This window comes from Collinsella aerofaciens (assembly GCF_028209625.1).
GTDB lineage: Bacteria > Actinomycetota > Coriobacteriia > Coriobacteriales > Coriobacteriaceae > Collinsella > Collinsella aerofaciens_AM.
This window is the reverse complement of the sequence record NZ_JAQLDU010000011.1, coordinates 72,424-95,796: the sequence shown is the minus strand read 5'-3', so window position 1 is coordinate 95,796 and position 23,373 is coordinate 72,424. Positions and strand designations below refer to the sequence as shown.

The window sequence follows — 23,373 nt, the reverse complement described above, 5'->3', positions numbered from 1 at the left end:
CCCGACGTCGTACAAAGCGTTTCCAGCCATAAAAAGGCCTCCCATTTCTTGTGTCCAAGAAATGGGAGGCAGTTCAGATCGGCCTGGGGGGCTTCGATGCCGGCGGCCTTTCCCGCCTCGATGCAACGTAGGAGCCAGGCCATGTTTTTGCCGATGTTTCGCATGGTGGCAAGGCCTTCGGCGTCCTGGGCGGCCTCGCCCGGCATGGCGCCAAAGACGTTGTTCCAGTAGGTAGATGCAACGACGGGCATCTGGTTGATGGTGAAGTATTTGTTGAGCACATCGAAGGTGGTCGACGTGCCACCGCGACGGGCAACGGCGACAGCGGCGCCCGGCTTGTGCGCAAAGGCCTTGCTGCCAGCATAGAATGCACGGTCGAGGGCAGAGAGGATGCGTCCGCTGGGATGCGCGTAGTAGACGGGCGAACCAAAGACAAAGCCGTCTGCCTGCTCGGCAGCGGCAATCAGCTCGTTGACCATATCGTCGTCAAAGGTGCAGCGGCAATCGAGCTTGCCGCACTGGCCGCACCCGATGCAATCGCGAATAGGCTTGGCGCCCAGCTGAAACACCTGCGTCTCAATGCCCTCTGCGTTGAGCTGCTCGGCAATCTCGGCGAGTGCGCGGTCGGTGTTGCCGTTTGCCTTGGGGCTGCCATTGACCAAAAGAACCTTCATCACAAACTCCCTCTGCTGTCGGTGACTTCTGCGGAGGATTATCGCACGAGCGGGCAGATGGCGTGGGGCGCGATTCCAGCGACCGCCCATCATGCGCCCCGTCTCGATCGGTAGCTTCATCCGAGTGTTTCTCGGGGCCGGGAAGCCGGCCCCGAGGGCCAACGGCGGGCTCGCTCACCAGGTACGAGAGGGACACGGTCCAGAGTATGATGGAGCTCGGGGCCTCATGCAAGCCGATTGTGAGGAGTCTGGGCAGGTCGCCTTCGATGGCGAACTCTGAGGTCTTAGAAGGCGGGCTGCTGCGGCGGCTATGGTTTATACTAAGGCGGTTGCTATCGAGTAATTCATACTTGGTTTGATTCGATTGTGAATGCGTAACTAGGATGGAAAGCAAAGGAAACTCTATGGAAACAGAGGATGCTGTTTGCTTGATGACTTCGATTGCCTTGATTGTCCTTTCAATCCAATACCGAAGAGGAAGATGGCTCTGCTCAATTGCTGGATATGATGTCACAAAAAGGGAGAGCGAGATTGATATACGCCCCTACGCAAAGCTGATTTCTTCTGTGACGTTATGGATGGGGCTGCTGTTTTTCTTGTGGGCGGTAGAGGGCTGGGTACGCGATTGGAATACCAGCGTTTTTGAAGTTTTGGTTCTACTTCTGTTCAGCTTGGCCTCTTTGTCGTTCGTGCGGCTCGTTAGGTTTGTGTTTATGAGGCGATAGCCAGCGGAAGTGGCTGGACGACAAAATGGACCAATGCAGCCAATTGTCAATAGAATTTGATAGGCTTGGCTTAACAGATTTACTCGAGGGCATATCCGTGGCGGGGGATAGGTTCTATCTTGTTGAGCACTTATTTGCATCAGGCAAAGTAAACCAAGAGTATCGAAACGGTGCCCCCGGGCCCGCTAGGGACTGCGGGGGGGCGTTCGGCTAACTGCGGGTACGGCCTATTTGCCCAATGTGTTCGCCCGAGATCGGAAATTAACCATCATGCGCCCCATAACGCTAGTCCAGCTTGGTGCCCGGTACCTGTGGCGCCTCTTTAATCAGCGCATTAAGTTCGTTCAAAATGGAAACGGGCTGTCGGTCGACGGCGTCCAGATGAAGCGTCGCCACGCGAAGGGGCGGCTGATATTCAAATGAGCCGAGGAGCACGGGCGATCCCAAGAACCGTTCGATTTCGTCTGCAACCGCGTCGGTCTCTTCGGGATCAAAGTCGTCAAAGAGCGCCACGAACATCGGTCCGGTCGAGCGGAACAGACGACCCTTGCCGCGCGAGCAATCCATGAGGCAGGCGGCGCTTTCTGCCAAAACGCGGTCGCCTGCATCAAAGCCAAAGCGGGCATTGACCTGTGCGATTTCGTCGATTTTAATGGCGATCAAGCCCGCGTTTCGTGCCACGCGACGCATCTCGCCAATGGCGTTGACCAGGGCGTGGATATCGCCCAGACCGGTCACGGAATCGGTCGTATCTGCCAAGCTTCGGTTGGTGACAATGCCCACATACATGTTGGGCTCGGTATCGGTGCCGTCCAGGCGGTAACCTGTGCAGTCGCAAAGCGCGTATTTTCCGGCGGTATTCATGACGCGATACTGCATGCAGTGGAAGTGCCACGTGCCGTTTACCACCATATCGAGCTCGGCACGTACGTTGTCGCGGTCCTCGGGGTGAACACGGGCAAGCCATATATCGAGCGAGTTGTAGGGATGCTGGGAGGGTAGGTCAAAATCGCGCACGGCATTAACCGACCATTGCGATTCGCCGGTGTCGAGGTTAATGATGAACGGATAGCGTGTCTCGGAGCTCATGGAGATCGCTTGGAACACTCGGTCGTTGCAGGGGGGGTGTTCGGTGACCGGGCGTTGCGGCGCATCGCCTTCTTCCGGTTGTTGCACACGGTACATGAGCTTGTAGCGATACATTTTGCGGTCGGCGTCCTTTGTCATCTGGCGACGCGTATCGCCTGCAAGTGGGTCGACGCGCGAGCAGCCAAAGCTAAAGCTGGCGATCATGGGCGCCTTGCCGTCCGATGTTGCCTCGATAAGATTGGCACGCGTCCGCTCCAGGCGCTGCTCGAGCTCGGCTTCGTCTGTCGTGGGGGATATAAGTACAAATTCGTCTCCACCGATACGGAACAGCAACTCATCGTGCTCCATTGTCTCGGTGAGTGCGCGGCAGATGCTCAGAATGTAGCGATTGCCCTCGGCGTGGCCAAACTTATCGTTGCAATGCTTAAGGCGGTCGATATCGATATAGGCGCAGGTGAAGGGGGTGCCTTTGCGCCAGAGCTGATCGACATGGCGGTCGAGTCCGCCACGGTTGCCAAGACTGGTGAGCGAGTCGATATAGGCGCCGTGCTCAAGCAGCTCGCGTTCTTGTTGCAGGATGGCAAATGTCTTCTGTAGCTGCTCGCCGATGGCGCACAGCTCCGGGGGCAGCACGGTAACATCGAGCTCGGCGGTTGTGGCCCCGTTCGCAAGTCGCTGAAGATAGGCAATAATCGATTGCTCGCCCAAGCGATACGACTCGTTCATGATGGATAACCTCCTTGGGCACAACAGTGGTTTGTATCATATCCCCAATTTGGTTTGGATTGGGGATAATAAGTTAGCCAATGGGGACAAACGTCCCTTCGACGGTAGTGTTTTGCGCGTAAGCGTATCAGTTGCGGCCGCCGCCATCGAGCAGTGCCTCAAAATCCTCCGCCTGCATGGGGCGGTAGTAGAGGAATCCCTGGGCGTAGCGGGCACCCATTTGGCGCAGCATGCTTGCCTGCTCATCGGTCTCGACGCCTTCGATTACAACGGGCAGATGGAGCGATTGTGCCATCTCGAGCATTGATGAAATGATTTGCGTACTGCGGCCTTGATCGCCGTCATCGGGCACAAACGTGCGGTCGAGCTTGATGACGTCGACGTTGACGTTCTTGAGCATCGCGAGCGTGGACTGGCCGGTGCCAAAATCGTCCATGTAGGTCGAGAAGCCGCGAGTGTGCAGGTCGGCCGTCAGCCTATCCACAGCCTCGGACTCTCCCGTATAGGCCGTCTCGGTGATCTCGATGCGCATGAGCTCGGGCGGCAGGTTGTATTGGGCAGCGAGCGCCCCCATATGTTCGGCAACGTCGCAGGCAAGGATATCCACGCGCGACACATTCAGCGAGATCGGAACCACGCGCAGCCCTCGATCGATGCGCTCGCGCAGCCACGAGGCGACGCCCAGCCAAACGTATTTGTCGAGCGTCACCACAAAACCGCTTTCCTCGAGTGCGGGGATAAAGGTAGCGGGCGAAATGAGGGAGCCATCCTTGTCAATCCAGCGTGTGAGCACCTCGGCGCCAACGATCTCGCCGGTTTCCATGTCGACCTGGGGCTGCAAGTAGTAGGTAATGCGGCCGTTTGAGAGCGCATACTGGAATTCGGTCAGCGTGCGGTGGAACGCGATTTCGTGTTCGTATTCCTCGGGGCGGAAAATGGCAATGCGCTCCTTAAAGTCGTTTTTTGCGCGCCGATTGGTAAACATGGCCTTGGCCTGCGCATCGATGGTGATTTCCTCGTTGGAGTCGATGGGGTAAACACCCATGGACGGCCAGAAGCCCACGCCGTCATCATGCTTGGCCACGGCTTCGCGAACACGGCTATAGATTTTATGGACGGTGTCGTGTTCAAAGGGGATGAGTACGCAAAAATCGTCTTGGCCCCAGTACCCTGCGACGCCCATGGCGGCATTCTCGATGTCCTTGAGAACCGTGCCCACATCGGCGAGTACGCGGTCACCCTCGGCCTGTCCGTGCCATTCGTTGAACAGTCGCATGTGCCCCATATCGACGGTGGCGATACACCAGGCGCCGTTGCGCCTTGTCTCGAGAAATTCGTTGGCGCGGCGCATAAACTCGCTGGGTCGATAGAGACCCGTGAGCGGATCGATGCGTTCGGCGATGGCGCTTTTGCGTTCCACCTCGGGTATGGGGAGGCTGTCGTTGGGAACAAGCCCGCCGGCCGTGCGAATGCGACGGTCGAGTTCGCCTAAAACGGCGGCCGTTTGATTGGTCAGGTGTTCGTAAAAGGCCGGAACGACAAGACAGACGGGGGTAATAGTGTCGCCCGCGATTCGAACGGGAGCGAAAACGGCCTCTTTGAGATGTTGGATCAGTTGCTCGAATGCTTCGTGATCCAAATTGTTGCTAAGCACGACGAACTGGGCGTTGCGTGAACGGAAGACGCGACTCCTGCCGCGAGTAATCGACAGCATGCGGCCTGCGTATTCGGCGAGCATGTTGTCGACGGCCTCGGCCCCGTAGAGCTCGTTGAGCTTTGCCGTGCCGCGAACGCGCACTGCTATAAGCCCCGTCTCGCAACGGTCGCGACGGCAGGCATCGATAGCGTTGATCAGCGTGCGCTGCGTTCCGAGACCCGTGGCGGCGTCGACGGTCTCGGCAAGCGAGTGGTTGACGAGCTCGCCGACATAGAGCGAGGGGACATTTCCGTCGCCGTCGATACGAAACCCGCGAGCACGGCCGAGGATGTAATCGCCGGCGGCATTGCGCACGCGGTACTGCATGACGTGACGATGTTTGGAGCCGTCATAGATTTGGTCGATGTCGTTGGTATAGGCCTCAAGGTCATCGGGATGGACACGCGTTTTCCAATAATCGTGACAGTTGTCTATATGCTCCGAAGGAAGACCAAGATCGCGCAAGGCGCCTTGCGACCAAAGGGTTCGATGTTTGTCCAAGTTCTCGATAAAGAAATAGCGGCCTTCGTTGAGCATCGAAAGGGCGTCGAAAATTCGATCGCTTATTTCGAAGTCGTCGGTGTGGGCTTGTGCGATATTGCGTCGATCAAGGTGCACGGCATGACGTAGCTTGTAGTCGTACATGCGATGGTCGGCATCGTTCGTCAAGCGATTGGGGGCTTCGCCCAGGGCGGGGTCGGCGTGTGCCACTCCGTAGCTAAACGAGTGAGGCATCTCGGCATCGTTGTTTTTGAGCAGGACCGTTCGGCAGCGTTCCAGACGTTCGGCGAGGTCGTCCTCGGTTGCAATCGTAGACAGGATGGCAAACTCGTCGCCTCCCAGACGAAACGCCGCTTCGTCCACCTCCATATACAGCTTGAGATAGAGGCTTACCTGCAAAATATAGCGGTTGCCCTCGTCATGGCCAAAGACGTCGTTGCAGTGCTTGAGATTGTCGATATCGATGTACGCCATGGTAACGGGGGTGTCCTGCTCCCAGAGCTCCTCGAGGGAACGGGCAAAGCCGCCGCGGTTGCCAAGCCCGGTAAGCTGGTCGGTAAAGGCGGTCCTGACCAGATCCTCCTGACGCTTGAGAAGGTCGCGGACGGTCTTTTCGAGCGTTTCAGTGTAATTGCTGGGGGTATCCATGCTGTAGGCGGCTTTCTGGGGTCGGGGCGGATTGCGTCGGGCGAGCTCGTTGTGCACACGCGTTGTTGCTCAACGCCTCGCGTGTTTCCAAGCCCCCGCCTTGCTGCGTCGTTGGGTTTATTTGTCGGCTGACGTTCGTTGCTGATAACTACTGAGTAGTATAAACAAGTGTATGGAATTATGCAGGGGTGCCCATGTTGCGGGCGGCCATTATTCGCCATTATTCGCCAAACGGTAACGCGACGATGTTCGATGAAAATGCGACTGAGGCGATATATGTTGACGGGTATACTTGTTTCGTTTTAAAACGCAGGAACGGAGATGGTCGCATGGCACAGCCAGATACGACGCCCACGGTGGGGCTTGCGCTCGAGGGAGGCGGCTACCGCGGTATGTATACGGCGGGCGTGCTCGACGTATGGATGGAGTGCGGCCTGACCTGTGACCATATGGTGGGCGTCTCGGCGGGCGCGGCGTTTGGCTACAACTTTAAATCGCGCCAGATCGGCCGTGCCATTCGCTACAACAAGGCCTATTGCGCCGACAAGCGCTATGCGAGCGTGACGAGCTGGCTGCGAACCGGCGACATGTTCAATGCCGAGTTTGCCTATCACGAGGTGCCCATCGAGCGCGATCCCATCGACCTGGAGGCTTATCGTGCCTGCCCCATGCGGTTTACCTGCGTGTGCACCGATCTTAAGACGGGGCGGGCCGTCTACCATGACCTGCCTTACGGTGATGAGCATGATATCGAGTGGATCCGGGCGTCGTCGGCGATTCCCGTGGCGACGCGTCCCGTTGCTATTGAAGGGCACAAGTACCTGGATGGCGGCGTTGCCGATTCCATTCCCAGCGCATGGCTGTTTGCGCAGGGCTATGACCGCAACGTGGTGGTGCTGACGCAGCCGGCGGGCTTTGTAAAGCAGCCCAATAGCGTGATGCCTATGCTGCGTCGCGTGTATCGTCACTATCCGGAGTTTGTTGCGGCGCTTGAGCACCGGCACGAGGTATATAACGCCACGCTCGACGACCTGGCGCGTCGCGAGGCCGCTGGCGAGATCTTTGTGGTGCGGCCGAGCGAATCGGTGAAGGTGCCGTCGCTGTGCCGCGAGCCCGAGGAACTCGAACGCATCTATCAGATCGGCCGTCGCGATGCGGAGGCGACGTTGCCCGCGCTGGAAGCGTATCTGGCGGGGTAGGGACTACGCCGGAAACTGCATCCCGTAATCAGCGTTCAGACTGGGACGCAGTTTCCCGCTGGTCCTCTATGCGGAAAGCGCATCCCAGAATGGACGTCCAAACTGGGATGCGCTTTCCGCTCTTGAAGATATGAGGCTGCGGAGCAGCTGCTCGGCATAGGTCTATGCTTGCTGCCAGGTATCGACGAGCTCCTCGGCTGCGGCGTAGGGGTCGTCGGCGCTGCAGACGGCGCTCACCACAAAGAAGCCGTCGACGCCGGTGGACTTGAGTTGCGGCAGATCGGCCGTCTTGACGCCGCCGCCCACCACAATGGGGACGGGGCTTGCCGCATGGAGGGCGGCCAGGTCCTCAAAGCTCTTGGTGATGATGGAGCCGTCGGCCGCACGTCCGCAGTCGCGCTTGGTTTCGGTCTCGTGGAGCGGGCCTACGCCCAGGTAATCGACCAGGCTCATGTCGGCGGTCTTGACGTACTCGAGCATCTCCTCGCAGCGGGCCGAAAGACCCACGATGGCATCGGGGCCCAGCAGCTTGCGGCAGACCTCGACGGGAATATCGCTCTGGCCAACATGCACGCCGTCGACGGCAATACCCTGCTCGCGTGCGGCAAGTACGCAGTCAAGGCGGTCGTCGATCAGCAGCGCGACCTGCCCGGTTTTGCCGGCCTGAGCGATGGCCTGCGCGGTATCGCCCGTCAGTGCGATGATCTCGCGGGCGCTTGCCACCTTGGAACGCACCTGAATGCAGGTAAAGCCGGCGTCGAGCGCCTGGGCCACCACATCGCCCACGGGGCGTCCGAGGGTGTTTTCGGGGCCGAGTACCAGATAGGCCGAGATATCAAGGTTGTCGCGGATGCTCACTGTGCTTCCTCCTGCTTTTTGATCTGCGCTTCCATGCGCTCGAGCTTGCCAGTCATGGTGTCGGTAAATCCGGGTCGAATATCGGCCTTGAGCACGACTTCGGTGCGGATGCCCTTGCTCGCCAACACAAAGGTTGCGTCGCGCACGACCTGCATGACTTCGTCCCAGTCACCCTCGATCTCGGTGAACATCGAGGTGGTGCGGTTGGGAAGGCCGCTCTCGCGAATGACGCGTACGACCTCGGCGACCTCGGCGGACAGCTCGTCGCCGGTGCCGCACGGGGCGATGGCTACGGCGACGAGCGTGTTCATACCGGCATTGGTTGCGGGCTCGGACATGCCTTATGCCTCCTCGAGCTCGAGTTGGTTATCGGCGATGTCCTGGGCGGTTGCGCGATAGAGCTCGTCGATAAAGGCGACCTTAAAGCTTGCCGGGGCATCGGCGACAGCGGCGGCACGCGTGCCGGCAACGTTGTAGACGGCGGTGCCACAGATGGCTGCCGTAAACGGATCGGCAGCGCAGGCGTACACAGCCAGCACACCGCCCTGCGAGCAACCGCAGCCGGTGATTTTGGACATGAGCGGGCTGCCGCCGTGGGACTTGGCCACGGTCGTGCCGTCGGTAATCAGGTCGACTTCGCCCGAGACCACAACGGCGCCGCCGGTGTAGCGGGCGAGCGCCACGGCGGCGCCGCGGGCGGCGTCTACCGTGTCGGTGGTATCGACACCGCGCACGCGACTCAGATCGGCCGCTTCGCCCTCAAGGCCCCACAGGCCGGCGAGCGCGATAATCTCGGAGGCATTGCCGCGCACGATGGCGGGTTTGTACTGCTTGAGTTCGTTTACCAGTTGGGTGCGCAGGCTGCCGATGCCCAGGCCCACCGGATCGAGCACCCAGGGCTTGCCGGCGTCGTGTGCCGCCTTGGCCGCGCGGGGAATCGTCTGCTCGTAGATGGGGAAGAGTGTGCCCATGTTCAGATAGATGGCGCCGCCGCCGGCAACGAGCGCCTCGCCCTCGTCGGGCAGATAGACCATGGCGGCCGATCCGCCCACGGCGAGCTGCGCGTTGGCGACAAAGTCAATCGTCACCGTGTTGGTGATGGAGCCCGCCATGGGATTGGTGGCGCGAATCTTCTCCACGGCCTTGACCACATTTTGCTTAAGCTGTTCCGAATCGATCACTGCACATGCCTCCTTGGCATAGAAAAGGGGCGCTGTGCATAGACAGCGCCCCTGTAAAGGCGGCATGCTCCCTACGCCAGCATTAACTGACAGGTTCAAAGGATTGGGCCCTATGCCCTCTCAGCCTTGTGGTTTGCACCGCCGGCACTCCCGCATCGAATCTGTTGTTCCCTATACTAGCGCACCTGCCAATAAGGGACAGGTTTATTTTGGCAGGTAACAACTGGGGCTTTGCGTTTTCCCAGATAAAACCTGCCAATATAAACCTGTCTCTTTTTGGCAGGTCGGTACAATAGACGGGATTAAGAATGACCGAGGGGGCCTTATGATTAAACTTGTGCTGACCGATATGGACGATACGCTGATTCCAGCCGGGCATGACGGCGCCAGCGACTACGCCATCGAGGGCATTCATGCCATGCAGGCGGCGGGTCTGCACTTTGGCCCGGTTTCGGGTCGCCAGCCCTCCGCGATGGGCTGGATGTTCCGCAATCGCGCCGAGTGCTTCTCGACCGGCGCGTTCTGCAACGGCCAGGTCATGTTTGTGGACGGCGAGGTGGTAGCCTCGCATGCGACCGATAGCGACGCACTCATGCGTTTGGCCGCCTATCTGGAAGAAGAAACCGACGATACCTATCTGAAGGTCTACAGCTTAGGCGATGACTTTTGGAATAACGATGCCTATTGTGTGACGAGCGACCCCGAGCGTGTGCGCCGCGCCATGGAGTCGGGCGGCAACGCATGGCTCAAGGGCGAAGAGGCCCCGTGCCGTCCTGTCGTCGATGACGCGTCGGTGTTCAAGGCGAATATCTGGAGTGCTCGTTCGCGTGAGGAGCTCGCGGAGCTCCGCGAGCGCGTTGCCGCTGAGGTGCCGGAACTCTCGCTTGTGTTTCCCAACAACCGCGTGCGCCTATTCGATATTCTCCCGGCCGGTTGGGACAAGGGCTGCGCTGCGCTGGAGCTGGCGCACGCTTTGGGCCTGACGCCCGATGAGGTGGCCGTATTTGGTGATTCCGATAACGATCTGCCCATGATCGGTGCCGTTCCCAACTCCGTTGCAGTCGCCAATGCCAACGAGGCCGTCATGGCTGCCGCGCGCTGGCATATCGGCGCTGCGGCAGACGATGCGGTTGCCGGGGCTCTGCATCAGATTGCCGCCTGCGCCGCGACGGGGGAGATGCCGTCGTTTATGCGTCAGGCAGATGCGGCGGGTTCGGGTATCGCGGACGTCTAGGGAGGCCATCATGAAGCTTCAACAGCTCAGGTATGTCGTCAAAGTTGCCGAATGCGGCAGCATCACCGAGGCCTCGCGCCGGCTCTTTGTGTCGCAGCCTTCGATTACCGCGTCGATCCGCGATCTCGAAAACGAGATGGGTGTGCACATCTTTGAGCGCACCAACAAGGGTGTCATTGTGTCCGAGGAGGGCGAGACCTTCTTGGGCTACGCGCGCCAGGTGCTCGACCAGGCGGATCTGCTCGAAGGCAAGTACAAGGGCGCGTCCGAGCAGGTGCCGCACTTTAGTGTGAGCTGCCAGCATTATTCCTTTGCCGTCAACGCGTTTGTCGATGTGATCCGTGAGTTCGATGCCGCGCGCTACGACTTTACCCTGCGCGAGGAGCAGACTCACGAGATTATCGAGGACGTCGCGCATATGAAAAGCGAATTGGGCATCCTATATCTGTCCGAGCACAACCGCGAGGTCATCGAGCGCATGCTCGCTGCCAATGAGCTTGTGTTTGAGGGACTCTTTTGCGCCGCGCCGCACGTTTTTGTATGCGCCGACCATCCGCTGGCGGCCCGCTCCAGCGTGACGCTCGAGGACCTGGAAGACTACCCGTTCCTGTCCTACGAGCAGGGCAGCTATAACTCGTTTTACTATTCCGAGGAACTGACCTCGACGTTTGAGCGTCGCAAGAATATCCGCGTGCGTGACCGTGCGACGTTGTTCAACCTGGCCATGGGCCTTAACGGTTACACGGTGTGTTCGGGCGTGATCAGCCATGAACTTAACGGCCCCGGTATCATCTCCATTCCGCTCGATGTGGACGAATACATGGAGATCGGCATTATCACGCGCAAAAATACGACGCTCACGCGCTATGGGCAGGCCTATATCGAAGCGATTCGTCAGCACATCTAGATTGCTGCGTTCTGCACGGGTCAAATCTCTTTGCGGCAGTCTCGTTTGATATAGGAAGCATCTATATCAAACTGTTATATACGTATATTTTACGATAGCCATATGAGCGCTCATACTCTGTCCCAGTAAAGCAACCAATGCAAAGGGAGATATCTATGAGCACCTTGATTCAACCGAACGCGCCGTTTCGCGCCGATATCGTCGGCAGCTTTCTTCGTCCCCAGGCTGTTAAGGATGCACGTGCCGCCTATGCCGCGGGCACGCTCGACGCCGCCGGCCTTAAGGCCGTCGAGGATGAGGCCATTTGCGATTTGGTGGCCAAGCAGAAGGCAGCCGGCTTACAGGTAATTACCGATGGCGAATACCGCCGCAGCTACTGGCACCTCGATTTTATGTGGGGGCTGAACGGCGTCGAGCGTCGCACCTCGCGTACAGGCTATATGTTCCACGATGAGGAGACTACCGCCGACACTGCCGTGGTGACCGGCCCCATCAGCGGCGAGAACCACCCGTTCGTCGAGCATTTTAAGTTCGTCAAGGCGCTTGAGGGGGAGGGCCAGGTCGCACGCCAGACCATTCCGGCGCCGATTCAGACGTTCTCTGAGGTCACGCTCGATCGCTGCGACGGCCAGCAGGAGAGCCTGCGCGCTGTCTATAAGACCGATGAGGAACTTGCCGACGCCATTGCAGCCGCTTATCGTACGGTGATCGCCGACCTGTACGCAGCAGGCTGCCGCAACATCCAGTTTGATGACTGCACCTGGGGCATCTACTGCGATACCGATTTTGTCGCCAAAACCGGCATGAGCCCGGTCGACCTGCAAAAGGTAAGCGAGCTGGGCGTGGCGCTCAACAACGCCGCCATCGAGGGCAAGCCCGACGATCTGGTTGTCAACACGCACGTGTGCCGCGGCAACTACCACTCCACCTATGCCTTTGAGGGCGGCTACGATCCCATCGCGCCGTACCTGTTCGCACATGAGAATGTCGATGCGTTCTATCTGGAGTTCGACACGCCGCGCGCCGGCGGCTTTGAGCCGCTCAAGTACGTCGCTCCCGGCAAGAAGGTCGTGCTGGGCTTGGTAACCACCAAGGCGGCAGAGCTCGAGAACGAGGACGCCATCGTCGAGCGCATCCGCGAAGCCGCAAAGTACGTGCCGCTCGAGAACCTGTACCTGTCGCCCCAGTGCGGCTTTGCCAGCTGCGAGATTGGCAACAAGCTGACCGAGGATGAGCAATGGGCAAAGATCGCTCTGGTCAAGCGCATTGCCGAGCGCGTTTGGAAGTAATGATACCGTTTGCAGGTGGCGGCGCGTGCGAGGCGTTGCGTATCGCGTACAATGGTTCGGATCGTATCGTTCGGGCAGGTTATCCGATATGCCTGATCGCCCTTCCATCGTGAAAGGACTTCCATGTCCCAATCCTCGACGCCCGCCGTCACCGATGCCATTTACGATGCATCGTCGCTCGGCCGCCCGCGCATGTTTGTGTTGGGTTTGCAACACATGTTTGCGATGTTCGGAGCCACGGTGCTCGTGCCCGTGCTCACCGGCCTTTCCGTTTCGACGACGCTTCTGTTCGCCGGCATCGGCACGCTGCTGTTCCACTTTCTATCGCGCGGTAAGGTGCCCGCGTTCCTGGGCTCGTCGTTTGCCTTTATCGCGGGTTATGCCGCCATTGCGCCCAACGGCGAGACCGAGCTTTTGCCCTACGCTTGTCTGGGCGTTGCATGCGCCGGCCTGCTCTATCCGGTGCTGGCAGCGCTGTTCCGCGCATTTGGCGCCAAGCGCGTCATGCGCTTCTTCCCGCCGGTGGTGACCGGCCCCATCGTCATTTCCATCGGCCTGATCTTGGCAAGCTCTGCTATCGCCAACTGCCAGACCAATTGGCTTGTTGCCGTTGTCGCTGTGGCCGTGATCGTCATCTGCAATATTTGGGGGCGCGGCATGGTCAAGATCGTGCCGATTTTGCTGGGCGTTGTGGTGAGCTATGCCGTTGCGGCCGCGCTGGGCGAGGTCGACTTCTCTGGCGTCGCAGCCGCCCCCTGGGTTGGCTTGCCCGTCGTGTGGGACAACACCGTGTTTGCGCTCTTTGGACCGCAGTTCGATAGCAGTCTTGCCACGACGGCCATTATCACCATCATGCCACTGGCCTTTGCGACCATGATTGAGCACATTGGCGATATCTCCGCCATCGGATCGACTTGTGAGCGCAACTACATTGCCGATCCCGGCCTGCACCGTACCCTGCTCGGCGATGGCCTGGCGACTATCTTGGCATCGCTCTTTGGCGCTCCTGCCAATACGACGTATGGCGAGAACACCGGCGTGCTTGCGCTTACGCGTGTGTTCGACCCGCGCGTGATTCGCATTGCCGCGTGCTGCGCCATCGTGCTTTCGTTCTGCCCCAAGTTCGCTGCCGTAATCGCCGCCATGCCGGCATGCGTTATCGGCGGCGTGTCGCTTGTGCTCTACGGCATGATCAGTGCCGTGGGCGTCCGCAACCTCATCGAGAACCAGGTTGATTTCCAGAACAACCGCAACGTGCTGGTGGCGGCTCTGGTGCTCGTGCTTTCGCTCGGCATTGCCTACAGTACCGCCGGTGCCATCGTGCTGGAGCTGGGCGGCGTGACGATTTCGCTTTCGGGCCTTGCCGTGGGCTCGCTGGTGGGCATTGTGCTCAACGCCATCCTGCCAGGTAATGACTTTGAGTTCGATACTTCCGAGCTTGAGGAGACTGCTGAATAGTAGCTGCGTTCAGCCAAATTAAAAATGGCGTCCATGCGTATGTACGCGTGGGCGCCATTTTTAATGCGTCAGTATCCAGTGGATGCCGCGCGCCATGCGCAGGTCAGTTTGGGCAAAGTGATTGCCGGGGTTGAGCTCCAGCATTGTTGGAATGTCACGCTCGATAAACAGCTCTTCCATCGCGCGCGTATCGTCGAGTACGTGCCGCATCATGCGGTTGGGCGTCTTGGTTTCCTTTTTACCGAGTGACAGATAGACGGCGTCGGGCGTAGCTGTCATCGTGCGCTCGCGCGCGTAGTCGATAAAGCCGGGGAACCACAGCGACCCCGATGCACTTGCCGCGCGCTCAAAGACATCTGTTTGCCAAAGTGCCCAAAGTGCAAAAAGACCCGCCAAGGAGTAGCCGGCAACGCCGCGCCAGGCGGGCGGTTGCGGGAGCGATGATTCGGCCTCTGGGATTATCTGCTTCAACAACTCGTCAAGAAAACCAGCAGCCTGTCCGCCAAAGGGCTCGGCATCTCGTATAGTTCCGTCGCATTCCCAGGGGCTCAGCTCGTGATTCCAATCGAGCCCTCCAATGGCGACAAGGGTGAACGGCGGGCAGTCGAGCTCTCGGCAGCGCTCGTAGACTTCATTACCGTCGCCCATAACCACGGGGAGGTAAATGACGGGCGCTCCTTCTGTACACTCTGGATAAACGGTTATCTGCTTCTGATGCGCTTCCAAGGCAGGCTTCTCTCGGTGTTGTGATATCGACGGCCCCCATTGTCGCACGCCGGCTCATGCAGGTTGGGTTAGACCAAAGACAATCTCGTGCATACCCTGCGGACGCATATGGAAAACGCCACCGCCGGAGGGGAGCTCGGCGGTGGCGTTGTTAAACGGTGCTGGGACTCGGGGCCTTCGCGGGAGCTGCCATGTGCGCAGAGGCGTCTACGAGCGTTTGCGGCTCGCCATGGTGCCTGCGGCGATAGCGGCTGTTCCCGCAAGGACGGTTGCCACGATGGCCGCACCCGAGGTGTCGCCGGTTGCCGCGAGCACGCCGGTGGCCTTGGCCTTCGTGGTTGCAACCGCAACGGTCTTGGTCGTCTTTGCGCCCTCGGGCTTGGGGTCCTGCTTGGACTCCGCGGGCTTGGTCTCGTCGGGCCTGGGGTCTTCCGGCTTGGCTACCTCGGGAGGTGCGATGACCATGCTCTTGGCGACAGCTTCGTTATAGGGGGAGTCGATCACAGCGTCGCCCGTGCCGATGGCTTGGCCTGCCTCGTAGATGCCGTTACGGAGCTTGCGATAGTCAATGACCTTGCCGCCTTCGGGCGTCTGGATGGCGGCGTTCTCAATCTTGATGGTGCCGATTGTCTTGCCGTCAGCGCTCATGGCACGGGCAAAGATTGCCGCTGTATCTCCTTCGGCCGTTACCTTGCTGCGGATGATCGAGATGACTGCGGGTGTGACGCCCTCGCTGGTCTGGGCGATGATGCCGATGTTCTCGCCTTGGGGCTCGGGGCTCGTCTCACCATCTTGGTTTTCGCTGTAGGGGATGGGGCCGTCGCCGTTCTCGACATAGCGGGCTATGGCCTTGACAACGGAGTCGCTGATGTAGATGTGGCCACCCTCCTCGTTGGGTCGATCGTTTCTGGTGGAGAATGCAGCCGAAACCTCGCCTTCCGCAAACGCGTCCACGGTGGAGCCGTTCTTGACGACGATGTCGTCCTGGTAGGTGAAGAGGGCGATGGCGCCACCGTATCTGCCTTTACCTGCACGGACCGTCACGTTTGCATGATCGAGGGTGATGCCCTTGTGGGCATAGACGCCATATTCAACACCGTTTACGTTGAGGGAGGCGTTTGTGGCTGCGAGGCTGCCCTTGGCCTCGACGGCAGCGTCTTTCTCGGAGCTTGCCTTGACCTGGCTGCCGTCCGAGATGTTGATATTGCCGCCGCTCCAAAGGGCCTCACCATCAGCTGAGCTTGCCTCGACCGTCCCGCCACCCTTGATGGTGAGGTTCTTGTCGGTTCCAATACCCTTGTCCTCGGTAGCCCTGGCGGTGACGGCTCCGCTGTCGTCAATCGTGATATTGCCGTTTGCCCTGATGCCATCCGATGCACCCGTGGCGTTGACGTTGCCCGAACCTTTGATAGCGAGATCACCCCCGGCATTGATGGCATCAAACCCAGTGCTCGTGGCGTTGACGGATCCGGCTCCGTCGATGTTGATATTACCCGTGGAGAGGATAGCGTCCTCAGTAGATGTCACGCTGAGCGTGCTGCCCGCGTCGCCTTGGATATTGAGCTCGGCATTCTCGTTAGTGCCATGAGAAACGTTGATGCTTTCGATCCATTCGGCAGTGACGATGTTGGTTCCCGAGTAATTCACGTTGAGCTTGCCTGCGGCCTGGATCTCGCCGCCGTTATAGTTGTTGAGCTTCAAGTCGTCGGCGCCGTCCCACGACCAGGTACCGGCCTCGTCGCTCGCCGCGGTGTTGTACTTGTTGCCGCCGACCTTGACCCATTCCGCTGCGATCGAGACGCTCGGCATGAGCAGCGAGCTCACCGTGAGCGCGCACACGGCGCCCGCGACGATGCGGCGCGTCACGCGGCGCCAGCTGCCGTGCGCGAGTCCTATGCGACGGCGAACGTCGGGTTCGGCAACATGGGTTCCGGCGGTAGTGTCATTGCGTTTGGGGGTCGTGAACAAGGCTGCCATGGTTGCTCCCGTTCTCATAGGGCCTATACGGCTAGGTTCAGCGTATCTGCTGGATGTTGCCGGCGGTAGTGCCGTTTGGAGGGCAAAATGGCCAAAATGGGGGAGAAATAGGCCGCACGCCGGCGCAGGGACCGACGCTAAAAGAAAAGCGCGGGGCCGCATGGCGACTCCGCGCTTTATTGTTCAGCTTTTGCAGCCTTGCCCTTACGCTACGAAGAAGTAGACGAGGAAGGCAAGGGCCGCGATCCACCCGTCCTGTGCGAAAAAGTGTTTACGAGCGTTTGCGACTCGCCAGGGCGCCTGTGACGATAGCGGCCGTTCCTACAAGGGCGGTCGCTATGATGGCTGCGCTCGAGGCGTCGCCGGTTGCCGCGAGCTTGCCGGTGGTCTTGGCTCCCGTGGCTGCAACTGCAACGGTCTTGGTTGTCTTCGTGCCCTCGGACTTGGAACCCTCGGGCTTGGTCTCGCCTGGCTTCTCCTCGGGTTTGATCTCCTCGGGAGGCACGGTGACCGTGCGCTTGGCGACAGCGGCGTCATAGGGGGAGTCGATCGTGGCGTCGCCCGTGCCGATGGTTTGACCTGCCTCGTAGGAGATGCTGGGGCCGTACTCTTCTTCGTAGCGATAGTTAATGATCTTGCCGCCTGCGGGCGTCTGGATGGGAGCGCCTTCGATCTCGATGGTGCCGATCGCCTTGCCATCCTCGCTTATGGCAAGAGCGAAGATTGCCGCCGTGTCTCCCTCGGCCGTGAGCTTGCTGCGGACGATCGAGATACTCGCGGGCGTGATGCCCTCGTAGGTCTGGGCGAAGATACCGATGTTCAGACCCCTAGGCTCAGGGATGACCTCGCCGCTTTGGTCGTTGCTGTAGTGATCGGGGCCATCGCCACCGGTCTCGACATAGCGGGCTATAGCCTTAACAACGGAGTCGCTGATGTAGATGTGGCCGCCAGCGACGTTTGGCTGGTGGTTTCTGGTAGAGATTGCAACCGAGAATTTGCCTTCTGCGAACGCGTCCACGATGGAACCATTCTTGATGACGATGTCGTCCCCGTCAGTGATGAGGGCGATGGCCTGGCCGCCGCTCGCGCTTGTGCGGACCGTCACGGTCGCGTGATCGAGCGTAACGCCCTTGTAGGCATAGACACCATATTCAACACCGCTTGCGTCAAGGGAGGCGTTCGTGACCGCGAGACTACCCTCAGCGTCGACGGCAAGATCTCCCTGGGAGCTTGCCTCGACCTGGCTGCCGTCCGAGATGTCGATGTTGCCGTCAGCCCAAATCGCCGCTTCTTCTATCGAGCTTGCTTCTACCTTGCCACCGCCTTTGATGATCAGGTCACTGCCCGCGGCGATGCCGTAACCTTCGCTTCCTTTAGCGATCACTGTGCCAGAGGAATCGATGGTGGTCTTGCCCTTGGATTGGATGCCTTCGGTACCGCCCGTTGCATTCACGGTGCCCGAGCCCGTGATAGAGAGATCGCCCTTTGCCTCAATTCCGTCGGAAGTAGTGCTTGTGGTGTTCACAGTGCCTGGGCCAGAAATGGAGAGGTCGCCTGTGGATTTAATTGCATCGGCCTCAGCTGTCACATTGAGCTCATCCGTGCTATTCGAGCTCGTTATGTTCAACTCTGCTTTCTGGCTAGTGCCATCCTGCGCCTTGATGGCGGCTCCGGTGTAATCGGGCTCGGTTTTCACGGTGTTCTTGCCCTCGTAGGCAATGTTGAGCTTGCCCGCAGCCTGGATCGCACCGCCGTCATAGCCGTTGAGCTTCATATCGTCGGCGCCGTCCCAGCTCCAGGTGCCGGCGGCGTCTCCCGTGGGCCCCGCGGCCGCTTCGTGGCGGACGCCGCCAACGTCCACCCACTCCGCCGCGAGCGAGACGCTCGGCATGAGCAGCGAGCTTACCGTAAGCGCGCATACGGCGCCTACAACGATGCGGCGCGTCACGCGGCGCCAGCTGCCGTGTGCGAGCAACGTGCGACGGCGCACGTCGGGCTCGATAAAATGGGCTCCAGAGGTTTTGTCATTGCGCTTGGGGGTCGTGAACAAGGCGGCCATGGTTACTCCCATCCTCATAGGGCCTATGCGATTACGCCCAGCATATCTGCAGGATGTAGCCGGCGGTAGTGCCGTTTGGAGGGCAAAATGTCCAAAACTTGGGAAGTAATGCATCGCGCGCCCGCGCGGTGCCTGGCTTTAAAAGAAAAGCGCGGAGCCGCTCGATGCGACCCCGCGCTTTGGTGTTTTGCTTTGGCAGCTTTGTGCTTACGCTACGAAGAAGTAGACGAGGAAGGCAAGGGATGCGACCCACATGAGCGGCTTGATCTTGGAAGCCTCGCCCTTAAAGAGCGCGACGATCACGTAGGCGATAAAGCCCAGGCCAATGCCGGCAGAGATGGAGTAGGTGAAGGGCACGCCCGCGGCGATCATAAACGCCGGGAAACCCTCGGAGACATCGAACCAGTCGATCTCGGTGGCCTCGCTCATCATGAGGTAGCCGACGTAGACCAGGGCACCGCAGGTGGCGGCGCTGGAAACGATGGAGACGACGGGGGAGAAGAACGCGGCGAGGATAAACAGCACGCCGGTGGTGACGGAGGTGAGGCCCGTGCGGCCACCGTCGGCGGCGCCGGAAGTGGACTCGACGAAGGTGGTGATGGAGGAGACGCCCATGAAGCCGCCCACGGCAGCGGCGGCGGAGTCGACGACCAAGATCTCCTTGATGTTCTCGACGTTGCCGTCGTCGGTGAGGAACTCGCCTTGCTTGGCCACGGCCATCGCGGTACCCATGGTGTCAAAGAAGTCGCTCATGAGCAGCGAGAACGAGATGACAAGGAGCGTGGGGTCGGTAAGGACCTTGACGATGGCGGGCACGCCGCCGGCGTCGGCGATGGGGCCACCGATGCTCGAGAAGTCGAGCGGGGCGATGATACCGGTCGGAGCCTGGGTTACGCCTAGGGGGATACCGGCGATGACGGCTACGACGATGCCGATGAGCAGCGAGCCGGGGACGTTGCGGCAGGCGAGGGCGACCGTCACCAGGATGGAGATGATGCCGACGATGAAGGTGGGCGAGGTGATGTCGCCCAGGCCGACAAGCGTGCCGTTACCGGCGGTGATGATGCCGGCGTCGGCAAGGCCGATCATGGCGATGAACAGGCCCAGGCCCACCGAGATGGCGTGGCGCAGGACCACGGGGATGGCGTCCATGATGGCCTCGCGCAGGCCACAAAGGACGAGCAGCAGGATGACGACGCCCTCGAGGAAGATGACGCTCATGGCCACGTGCCAGTCGCCGCCGCAGACGGTGGTGGTGATGCCGGCGATCATCGCGTTGACGCCGAGGCCCGACGCACAGGCGAGCGGGCGGTTAGCGAAGATGCCCATGCAGATGGTCATGATGCCGGCGCCCAGGCAGGTGGCGCAGGCGAGCGCTCCCGCATCGATGCCGGCGCCCGAGAGCACCGCGGGGTTGACGGCGATGATGTAGGCCATTGCCAGGAATGTTGTCAGTCCAGCGCGAAGTTCGGTCCCGATTGTGGACTTGCGCTCACTGACGTGAAAAAGTTCGTCCATGCATACCCTTTCCTTGTTCGGCCCCGAGTTTAGGCCGATTGACACGAACTTCCTTACTATATCGCCTTTGTAAGGTTGATGCTCCTCGCATGTTGATGTTCGGCGCTTTGTAGCAGACGGACGGTATTTTTCGCATGAAAATGTGTGGGTACCGTATACTTAAGCGGTTACAACGACCCCTATGGAGGAACGTATGATTAAAGAGCTTTGCCACGACGAGGCTATCCTGTCCCAGCGTTGCGAGGTTGCGACCGTCGAGGACGAGTCGGTTGCTCAGGACCTGATCGATACCATCAAGTCGCTCGACGATGCCGGCTGCCTTGCCGCTAACCAGATTGGCGTTACCAAGAAGATCTGCGTCTACCTGGACGACGCCGGCGAGCCCCACGTGCTCTACAACCCCCGTCTGGTGTTTGGTCTGGGCGCCAGCAAGATGGAGGAGAGCTGCCTGACGCACGAGGAGGTCACCAAGTCCACGCGCTATATCAAGTGCAAGGTTGCCTTTGACCAGATCGTCGACGGCAAGATGAAGGAGTGCCGCCGCGATTACGCAGGCTTCGAAGCACAGATGATCCAACACATGATTGATCACTGTCTTGGCAAGTTGGTCTAAGGGGACCAAAGCACCGCACCTCGTCGTTTTTAGTCCGGGTATGACATTGTTGTCATGTCCGGACTTTTTTGTTTAGCGCTCCTTTGTTTGGTGACAATAAGCCTAGCAAAAACATTGAGCTAGGAGGCGCTATGTGCACGAGCATTCGATTTACCGATAATTCCGGCCATATGTATCTGGGCCGCAATCTCGACTGGAGCTTTGGATACGGCGAGCAGGTTCGCGTGGTGCCCCGCGGGTTCCATATCCCGTATTCGTATATCGACGATGCGACGGCGGCGCACGCGGTGATTGGCATGTGTATCGATTACAAGAACTATCCCATGTTTTTCGACTGTGGTAACGATGCGGGTCTGGCTGTAGCGGGGCTCAACTTTCCCGGTTATGCCGAGTATGCCGAGGGCCCGGTCGATGGCAAAACCAATATCGCTGCCTATGAGTTTCCCCTGTGGGTGGCGGCGACGTTCTCGACGATCGACGAGGTGGAGGCCGCGCTGCACGACACGGTGATTGTCGCCAAATCTGCTGGAGAAGGGCTGGGCGTGTCGCTGCTCCATTGGATTATCGGCGACAGCCAGCGCAGCATCGTGGTCGAGATGATGGCCGATGGCCTACATGTATACGACGATCCGGTCGATACCCTGGCCAATCAGCCGACCTTCCCGTGGCACATGGAAAACCTGCGCACCTATATCACCGCCTCAAACGATTTTCCGCAGACGGCGACATGGCGTGGCGCCGAGCTCAAGCCCTATGGCGCGGGTGCCGGCATGCGCGGTATTCCGGGCGACTGCTATTCGCCGAGCCGTTTTGTAAAGGCGGCCTACCTCAATGCCAATTACCCGCAAAAGGAGAGCGAGGCCGAAAATGTCGTCCGCATGTTCCGCTCGCTCGAAGGCGTGGCGATGATCGAGGGAGCGTCCAAGATGGGCGATGGCAAGTTCGAGAAGACGATCTACACCGGATGCTTTAGCGCTCGCACGGGCAATTATTACTATGCGACCTACGACGACCCGTCGATTCGCTACGTGAGCTTGATGGATGCCGAGGGTGCGAGCCCCGATAGGCTCGTGGTTCCCGAGCCGCGTCGTTCGTAGCCCATAGCTTTACTGCAATGCAAAATGGCCCTGCATCTCCCGTGAGGTGCAGGGCCACTGTCATCGATGTGTGACGTCGCTAGAAGTTGACGTCGTTGAGCTGGGCACTCTCGAGGCCGTCGAGCTGTTGCTGTTCGGGCGTATCGGCGACGCTCTCGAGCAGCTCGGTGGGATCGATAGGGCTCGTCGGTGGAAACTGAAGAGGGGCTTTTAGGCGCGCGCTGCCTGGGCAGTGCCAGCCTTTGTACTTGCGCGCTTGCCGGCGAGTTCGCAAAAGAGCGCGCCGCCGATGATAAGCGCGGCGCCCATCAGGCGGACCGGCGTTATGACTTCACCCAAAAGGACGGTCGAGAACACGACCGCCGAAAGCGGCTCGAGGTAGCCGACAACCGCGACGGTCTGCACAGGCAGCTTGGCGACGGCGCTAAAGTAAAGCAGGCAACCGATGCCGGTGTTGACGACGCCGAGCATAGCGACGGCACGCCAATCGATGCTTGTGGCGATGCCGGGGGAGAAAAACGAGGGGGTGCCTTGGGTGACGAGTGTGAGGACCAGCGCGGTCACAAAGGCGGCGCTCAACTGGAGCGCAGAGTTCTCGAGACCCTCGATGCATGGCGCACCCTTGCTAGCGATGACCATCAGCGCATAGCAAAATGCCGAGGCGATGCCGCAGACGATGCCCGCAATGGGCATGTTGCCGCCGAGACCTTGCGCTGCAATGAGAAAAGCGCCGCAGGCGACGGCGATAAAGCCGGCGATTTTGCCGCCGGTCAGTTTTTCGCCAAAGATGAGCGGGGAGAGGGCCATAACGATGATGGGGCCACAGTAATACAACAGCGAGGAGATACCAACGCCGATCGTCTGATAGGCGCGGAACAGGAAAATCCAGCTGGCGCCCAGCGCGGCGCCCGAGACGATGAGCGCTGCGGCCTCGCGGGGGCGAGACGGAGCCTGCAGGTTATGGCGCTTGGTTATGAAGAGGATGGCGGCAAGGGTGAGAGCGCCCAAAAACGTGCGCAACAGTACGATATCGGAGCTCGGCAGCGCGATGGCAGCGGCGATGATGCCGTTGGAGCCAAACAATAGCAATGCTGCTAAGTACGTAAACAATCCGTTGTTCATGTGCTGACATCCCCTCTATATCCGAACATGTTCACTATGGGTGAACTGGCTTTAGAAGAAAAGCGAATATAATGCA

The 23,373-nt window shown here is 59.7% G+C and carries 19 protein-coding genes and 1 riboswitch; of the genes, 8 read left to right on the top strand and 11 right to left on the bottom strand.

All coding sequences use genetic code 11. The features are described 5' to 3' along the window. A partial coding sequence (locus PMW70_RS06720; protein WP_271744319.1) for a flavodoxin family protein occupies nt 1–674 on the bottom strand: 674 nt, incomplete at its 3' end. Between the two features lie 404 nt (nt 675–1,078). Here PMW70_RS06720 and PMW70_RS06715 point away from each other — a divergent pair. Further along, nucleotides 1,079–1,399, top strand: a complete 321-nt coding sequence (locus PMW70_RS06715; protein WP_117635527.1) for a DUF3784 domain-containing protein — start codon at nt 1,079–1,081, stop codon at nt 1,397–1,399. A 285-nt stretch (nt 1,400–1,684) separates the two neighbouring features. Here the strand turns inward: PMW70_RS06715 and PMW70_RS06710 are convergent, their stop codons facing one another. Beyond that, nucleotides 1,685–3,214 carry a diguanylate cyclase domain-containing protein gene (locus PMW70_RS06710; protein ID WP_271744318.1) on the bottom strand — a complete coding sequence of 510 codons (1,530 nt, stop codon included), beginning with the start codon at nt 3,212–3,214 and terminating at the stop codon, nt 1,685–1,687. A 127-nt stretch (nt 3,215–3,341) separates the two neighbouring features. After that, complete coding sequence (locus PMW70_RS06705; RefSeq protein WP_271744316.1) at nt 3,342–6,059, bottom strand: bifunctional diguanylate cyclase/phosphodiesterase; 2,718 nt, start codon at nt 6,057–6,059, stop codon at nt 3,342–3,344. Nucleotides 6,060–6,388: 329 nt separating this feature from the next. Here PMW70_RS06705 and PMW70_RS06700 point away from each other — a divergent pair, with 329 nt between their 5' ends. Then, nucleotides 6,389–7,258, top strand: coding sequence for a patatin-like phospholipase family protein (locus tag PMW70_RS06700; RefSeq protein ID WP_117636885.1), 870 nt, complete (start codon nt 6,389–6,391; stop codon nt 7,256–7,258). Nucleotides 7,259–7,420: 162 nt separating this feature from the next. On the opposite strand, the gene PMW70_RS06695 is transcribed toward PMW70_RS06700, so the two are convergent. Genes PMW70_RS06695 through thiM form a run of 3 tightly spaced genes read right to left on the bottom strand, consistent with a single transcriptional unit; the run spans nt 7,421 to nt 9,297 of the window. Beyond that, nucleotides 7,421–8,116 (bottom strand): thiamine phosphate synthase, encoded by a 696-nt coding sequence (locus tag PMW70_RS06695; protein WP_271744315.1) that lies wholly within the window; start codon nt 8,114–8,116, stop codon nt 7,421–7,423. After that, nucleotides 8,113–8,454, bottom strand: a complete 342-nt coding sequence (locus tag PMW70_RS06690) for a thiamine-binding protein (protein WP_233540710.1) — start codon at nt 8,452–8,454, stop codon at nt 8,113–8,115. The genes PMW70_RS06695 and PMW70_RS06690 overlap by 4 nt, the downstream gene beginning before the upstream one ends. A gap of 3 nt (nt 8,455–8,457) precedes the next feature. Then, nucleotides 8,458–9,297 (bottom strand): hydroxyethylthiazole kinase, encoded by an 840-nt coding sequence (gene thiM, locus PMW70_RS06685; RefSeq protein WP_118226477.1) that lies wholly within the window; start codon nt 9,295–9,297, stop codon nt 8,458–8,460. Between the two features lie 51 nt (nt 9,298–9,348). Further along, nucleotides 9,349–9,459: riboswitch (TPP riboswitch) on the bottom strand. A 163-nt stretch (nt 9,460–9,622) separates the two neighbouring features. Between thiM and PMW70_RS06680 the strand changes: the two genes are divergently transcribed. The 4 genes from PMW70_RS06680 (at nt 9,623) to PMW70_RS06665 (ending at nt 14,185) form a co-directional block, all read left to right on the top strand. Further along, nucleotides 9,623–10,531, top strand: a complete 909-nt coding sequence (locus PMW70_RS06680) for an HAD-IIB family hydrolase (protein WP_271744314.1) — start codon at nt 9,623–9,625, stop codon at nt 10,529–10,531. A 10-nt stretch (nt 10,532–10,541) separates the two neighbouring features. Further along, a complete protein-coding gene (locus PMW70_RS06675; RefSeq protein WP_271744313.1) occupies nt 10,542–11,438 on the top strand; it encodes a LysR family transcriptional regulator in 897 nt (298 codons plus the stop codon). A gap of 155 nt (nt 11,439–11,593) precedes the next feature. Then, nucleotides 11,594–12,727, top strand: coding sequence for a 5-methyltetrahydropteroyltriglutamate--homocysteine S-methyltransferase (locus tag PMW70_RS06670; protein ID WP_271744312.1), 1,134 nt, complete (start codon nt 11,594–11,596; stop codon nt 12,725–12,727). A 123-nt stretch (nt 12,728–12,850) separates the two neighbouring features. Beyond that, nucleotides 12,851–14,185 (top strand): uracil-xanthine permease family protein, encoded by a 1,335-nt coding sequence (locus PMW70_RS06665; protein ID WP_271744310.1) that lies wholly within the window; start codon nt 12,851–12,853, stop codon nt 14,183–14,185. Between the two features lie 60 nt (nt 14,186–14,245). Here PMW70_RS06665 and PMW70_RS06660 read toward each other — a convergent pair whose 3' ends face one another. The 4 genes from PMW70_RS06660 to PMW70_RS06645 form a co-directional block, all read right to left on the bottom strand. Then, the gene (locus tag PMW70_RS06660; protein WP_271744309.1) at nt 14,246–14,911 is read right to left on the bottom strand and encodes an alpha/beta hydrolase; all 666 of its coding nucleotides are present in this window, start codon (nt 14,909–14,911) and stop codon (nt 14,246–14,248) included. A gap of 207 nt (nt 14,912–15,118) precedes the next feature. Next, nucleotides 15,119–16,888 (bottom strand): hypothetical protein, encoded by a 1,770-nt coding sequence (locus tag PMW70_RS06655; RefSeq protein ID WP_271744307.1) that lies wholly within the window; start codon nt 16,886–16,888, stop codon nt 15,119–15,121. A gap of 271 nt (nt 16,889–17,159) precedes the next feature. Continuing rightward, nucleotides 17,160–18,947, bottom strand: a complete 1,788-nt coding sequence (locus PMW70_RS06650; RefSeq protein WP_271744305.1) for a hypothetical protein — start codon at nt 18,945–18,947, stop codon at nt 17,160–17,162. 207 nt (nt 18,948–19,154) lie between these two features. Continuing rightward, nucleotides 19,155–20,465, bottom strand: a complete 1,311-nt coding sequence (locus tag PMW70_RS06645) for an NCS2 family permease (protein WP_161194793.1) — start codon at nt 20,463–20,465, stop codon at nt 19,155–19,157. Between the two features lie 193 nt (nt 20,466–20,658). Here PMW70_RS06645 and PMW70_RS06640 point away from each other — a divergent pair, with 193 nt between their 5' ends. Both PMW70_RS06640 and bsh read left to right on the top strand, forming a co-directional pair. Beyond that, nucleotides 20,659–21,078: a peptide deformylase gene (locus PMW70_RS06640; RefSeq protein ID WP_161194794.1), complete on the top strand. Its 420-nt coding sequence runs from the start codon at nt 20,659–20,661 to the stop codon at nt 21,076–21,078. A gap of 131 nt (nt 21,079–21,209) precedes the next feature. Next, complete coding sequence (gene bsh, locus PMW70_RS06635; RefSeq protein ID WP_161194795.1) at nt 21,210–22,175, top strand: choloylglycine hydrolase; 966 nt, start codon at nt 21,210–21,212, stop codon at nt 22,173–22,175. 210 nt (nt 22,176–22,385) lie between these two features. Here the strand turns inward: bsh and PMW70_RS06630 are convergent, their stop codons facing one another. Beyond that, entirely contained in the window at nt 22,386–23,297 is a 912-nt protein-coding gene (locus tag PMW70_RS06630; RefSeq protein WP_271744301.1) for a DMT family transporter, read from the bottom strand. Nucleotides 23,298–23,373 lie beyond the last annotated feature (76 nt).

Bases quoted from the DNA above. Each gene is read 5' to 3' on its own strand.
- PMW70_RS06675 (WP_271744313.1), top strand. From the start codon at position 10,542: ATGAAGCTTCAACAGCTCAGGTATGTCGTCAAAGTTGCCGAATGCGGC.
- PMW70_RS06645 (WP_161194793.1), bottom strand. From the start codon at position 20,465: ATGGACGAACTTTTTCACGTCAGTGAGCGCAAGTCCACAATCGGGACC.
- PMW70_RS06715 (WP_117635527.1), top strand. From the start codon at position 1,079: ATGGAAACAGAGGATGCTGTTTGCTTGATGACTTCGATTGCCTTGATT.
- PMW70_RS06700 (WP_117636885.1), top strand. From the start codon at position 6,389: ATGGCACAGCCAGATACGACGCCCACGGTGGGGCTTGCGCTCGAGGGA.
- PMW70_RS06655 (WP_271744307.1), bottom strand. From the start codon at position 16,888: ATGGCAGCCTTGTTCACGACCCCCAAACGCAATGACACTACCGCCGGA.
- PMW70_RS06690 (WP_233540710.1), bottom strand. From the start codon at position 8,454: ATGTCCGAGCCCGCAACCAATGCCGGTATGAACACGCTCGTCGCCGTA.
- bsh (WP_161194795.1), top strand. From the start codon at position 21,210: ATGTGCACGAGCATTCGATTTACCGATAATTCCGGCCATATGTATCTG.
- PMW70_RS06630 (WP_271744301.1), bottom strand. From the start codon at position 23,297: ATGAACAACGGATTGTTTACGTACTTAGCAGCATTGCTATTGTTTGGC.
- PMW70_RS06670 (WP_271744312.1), top strand. From the start codon at position 11,594: ATGAGCACCTTGATTCAACCGAACGCGCCGTTTCGCGCCGATATCGTC.
- PMW70_RS06680 (WP_271744314.1), top strand. From the start codon at position 9,623: ATGATTAAACTTGTGCTGACCGATATGGACGATACGCTGATTCCAGCC.
- PMW70_RS06665 (WP_271744310.1), top strand. From the start codon at position 12,851: ATGTCCCAATCCTCGACGCCCGCCGTCACCGATGCCATTTACGATGCA.
- PMW70_RS06640 (WP_161194794.1), top strand. From the start codon at position 20,659: ATGATTAAAGAGCTTTGCCACGACGAGGCTATCCTGTCCCAGCGTTGC.
- PMW70_RS06710 (WP_271744318.1), bottom strand. From the start codon at position 3,214: ATGAACGAGTCGTATCGCTTGGGCGAGCAATCGATTATTGCCTATCTT.
- PMW70_RS06650 (WP_271744305.1), bottom strand. From the start codon at position 18,947: ATGGCCGCCTTGTTCACGACCCCCAAGCGCAATGACAAAACCTCTGGA.
- PMW70_RS06705 (WP_271744316.1), bottom strand. From the start codon at position 6,059: ATGGATACCCCCAGCAATTACACTGAAACGCTCGAAAAGACCGTCCGC.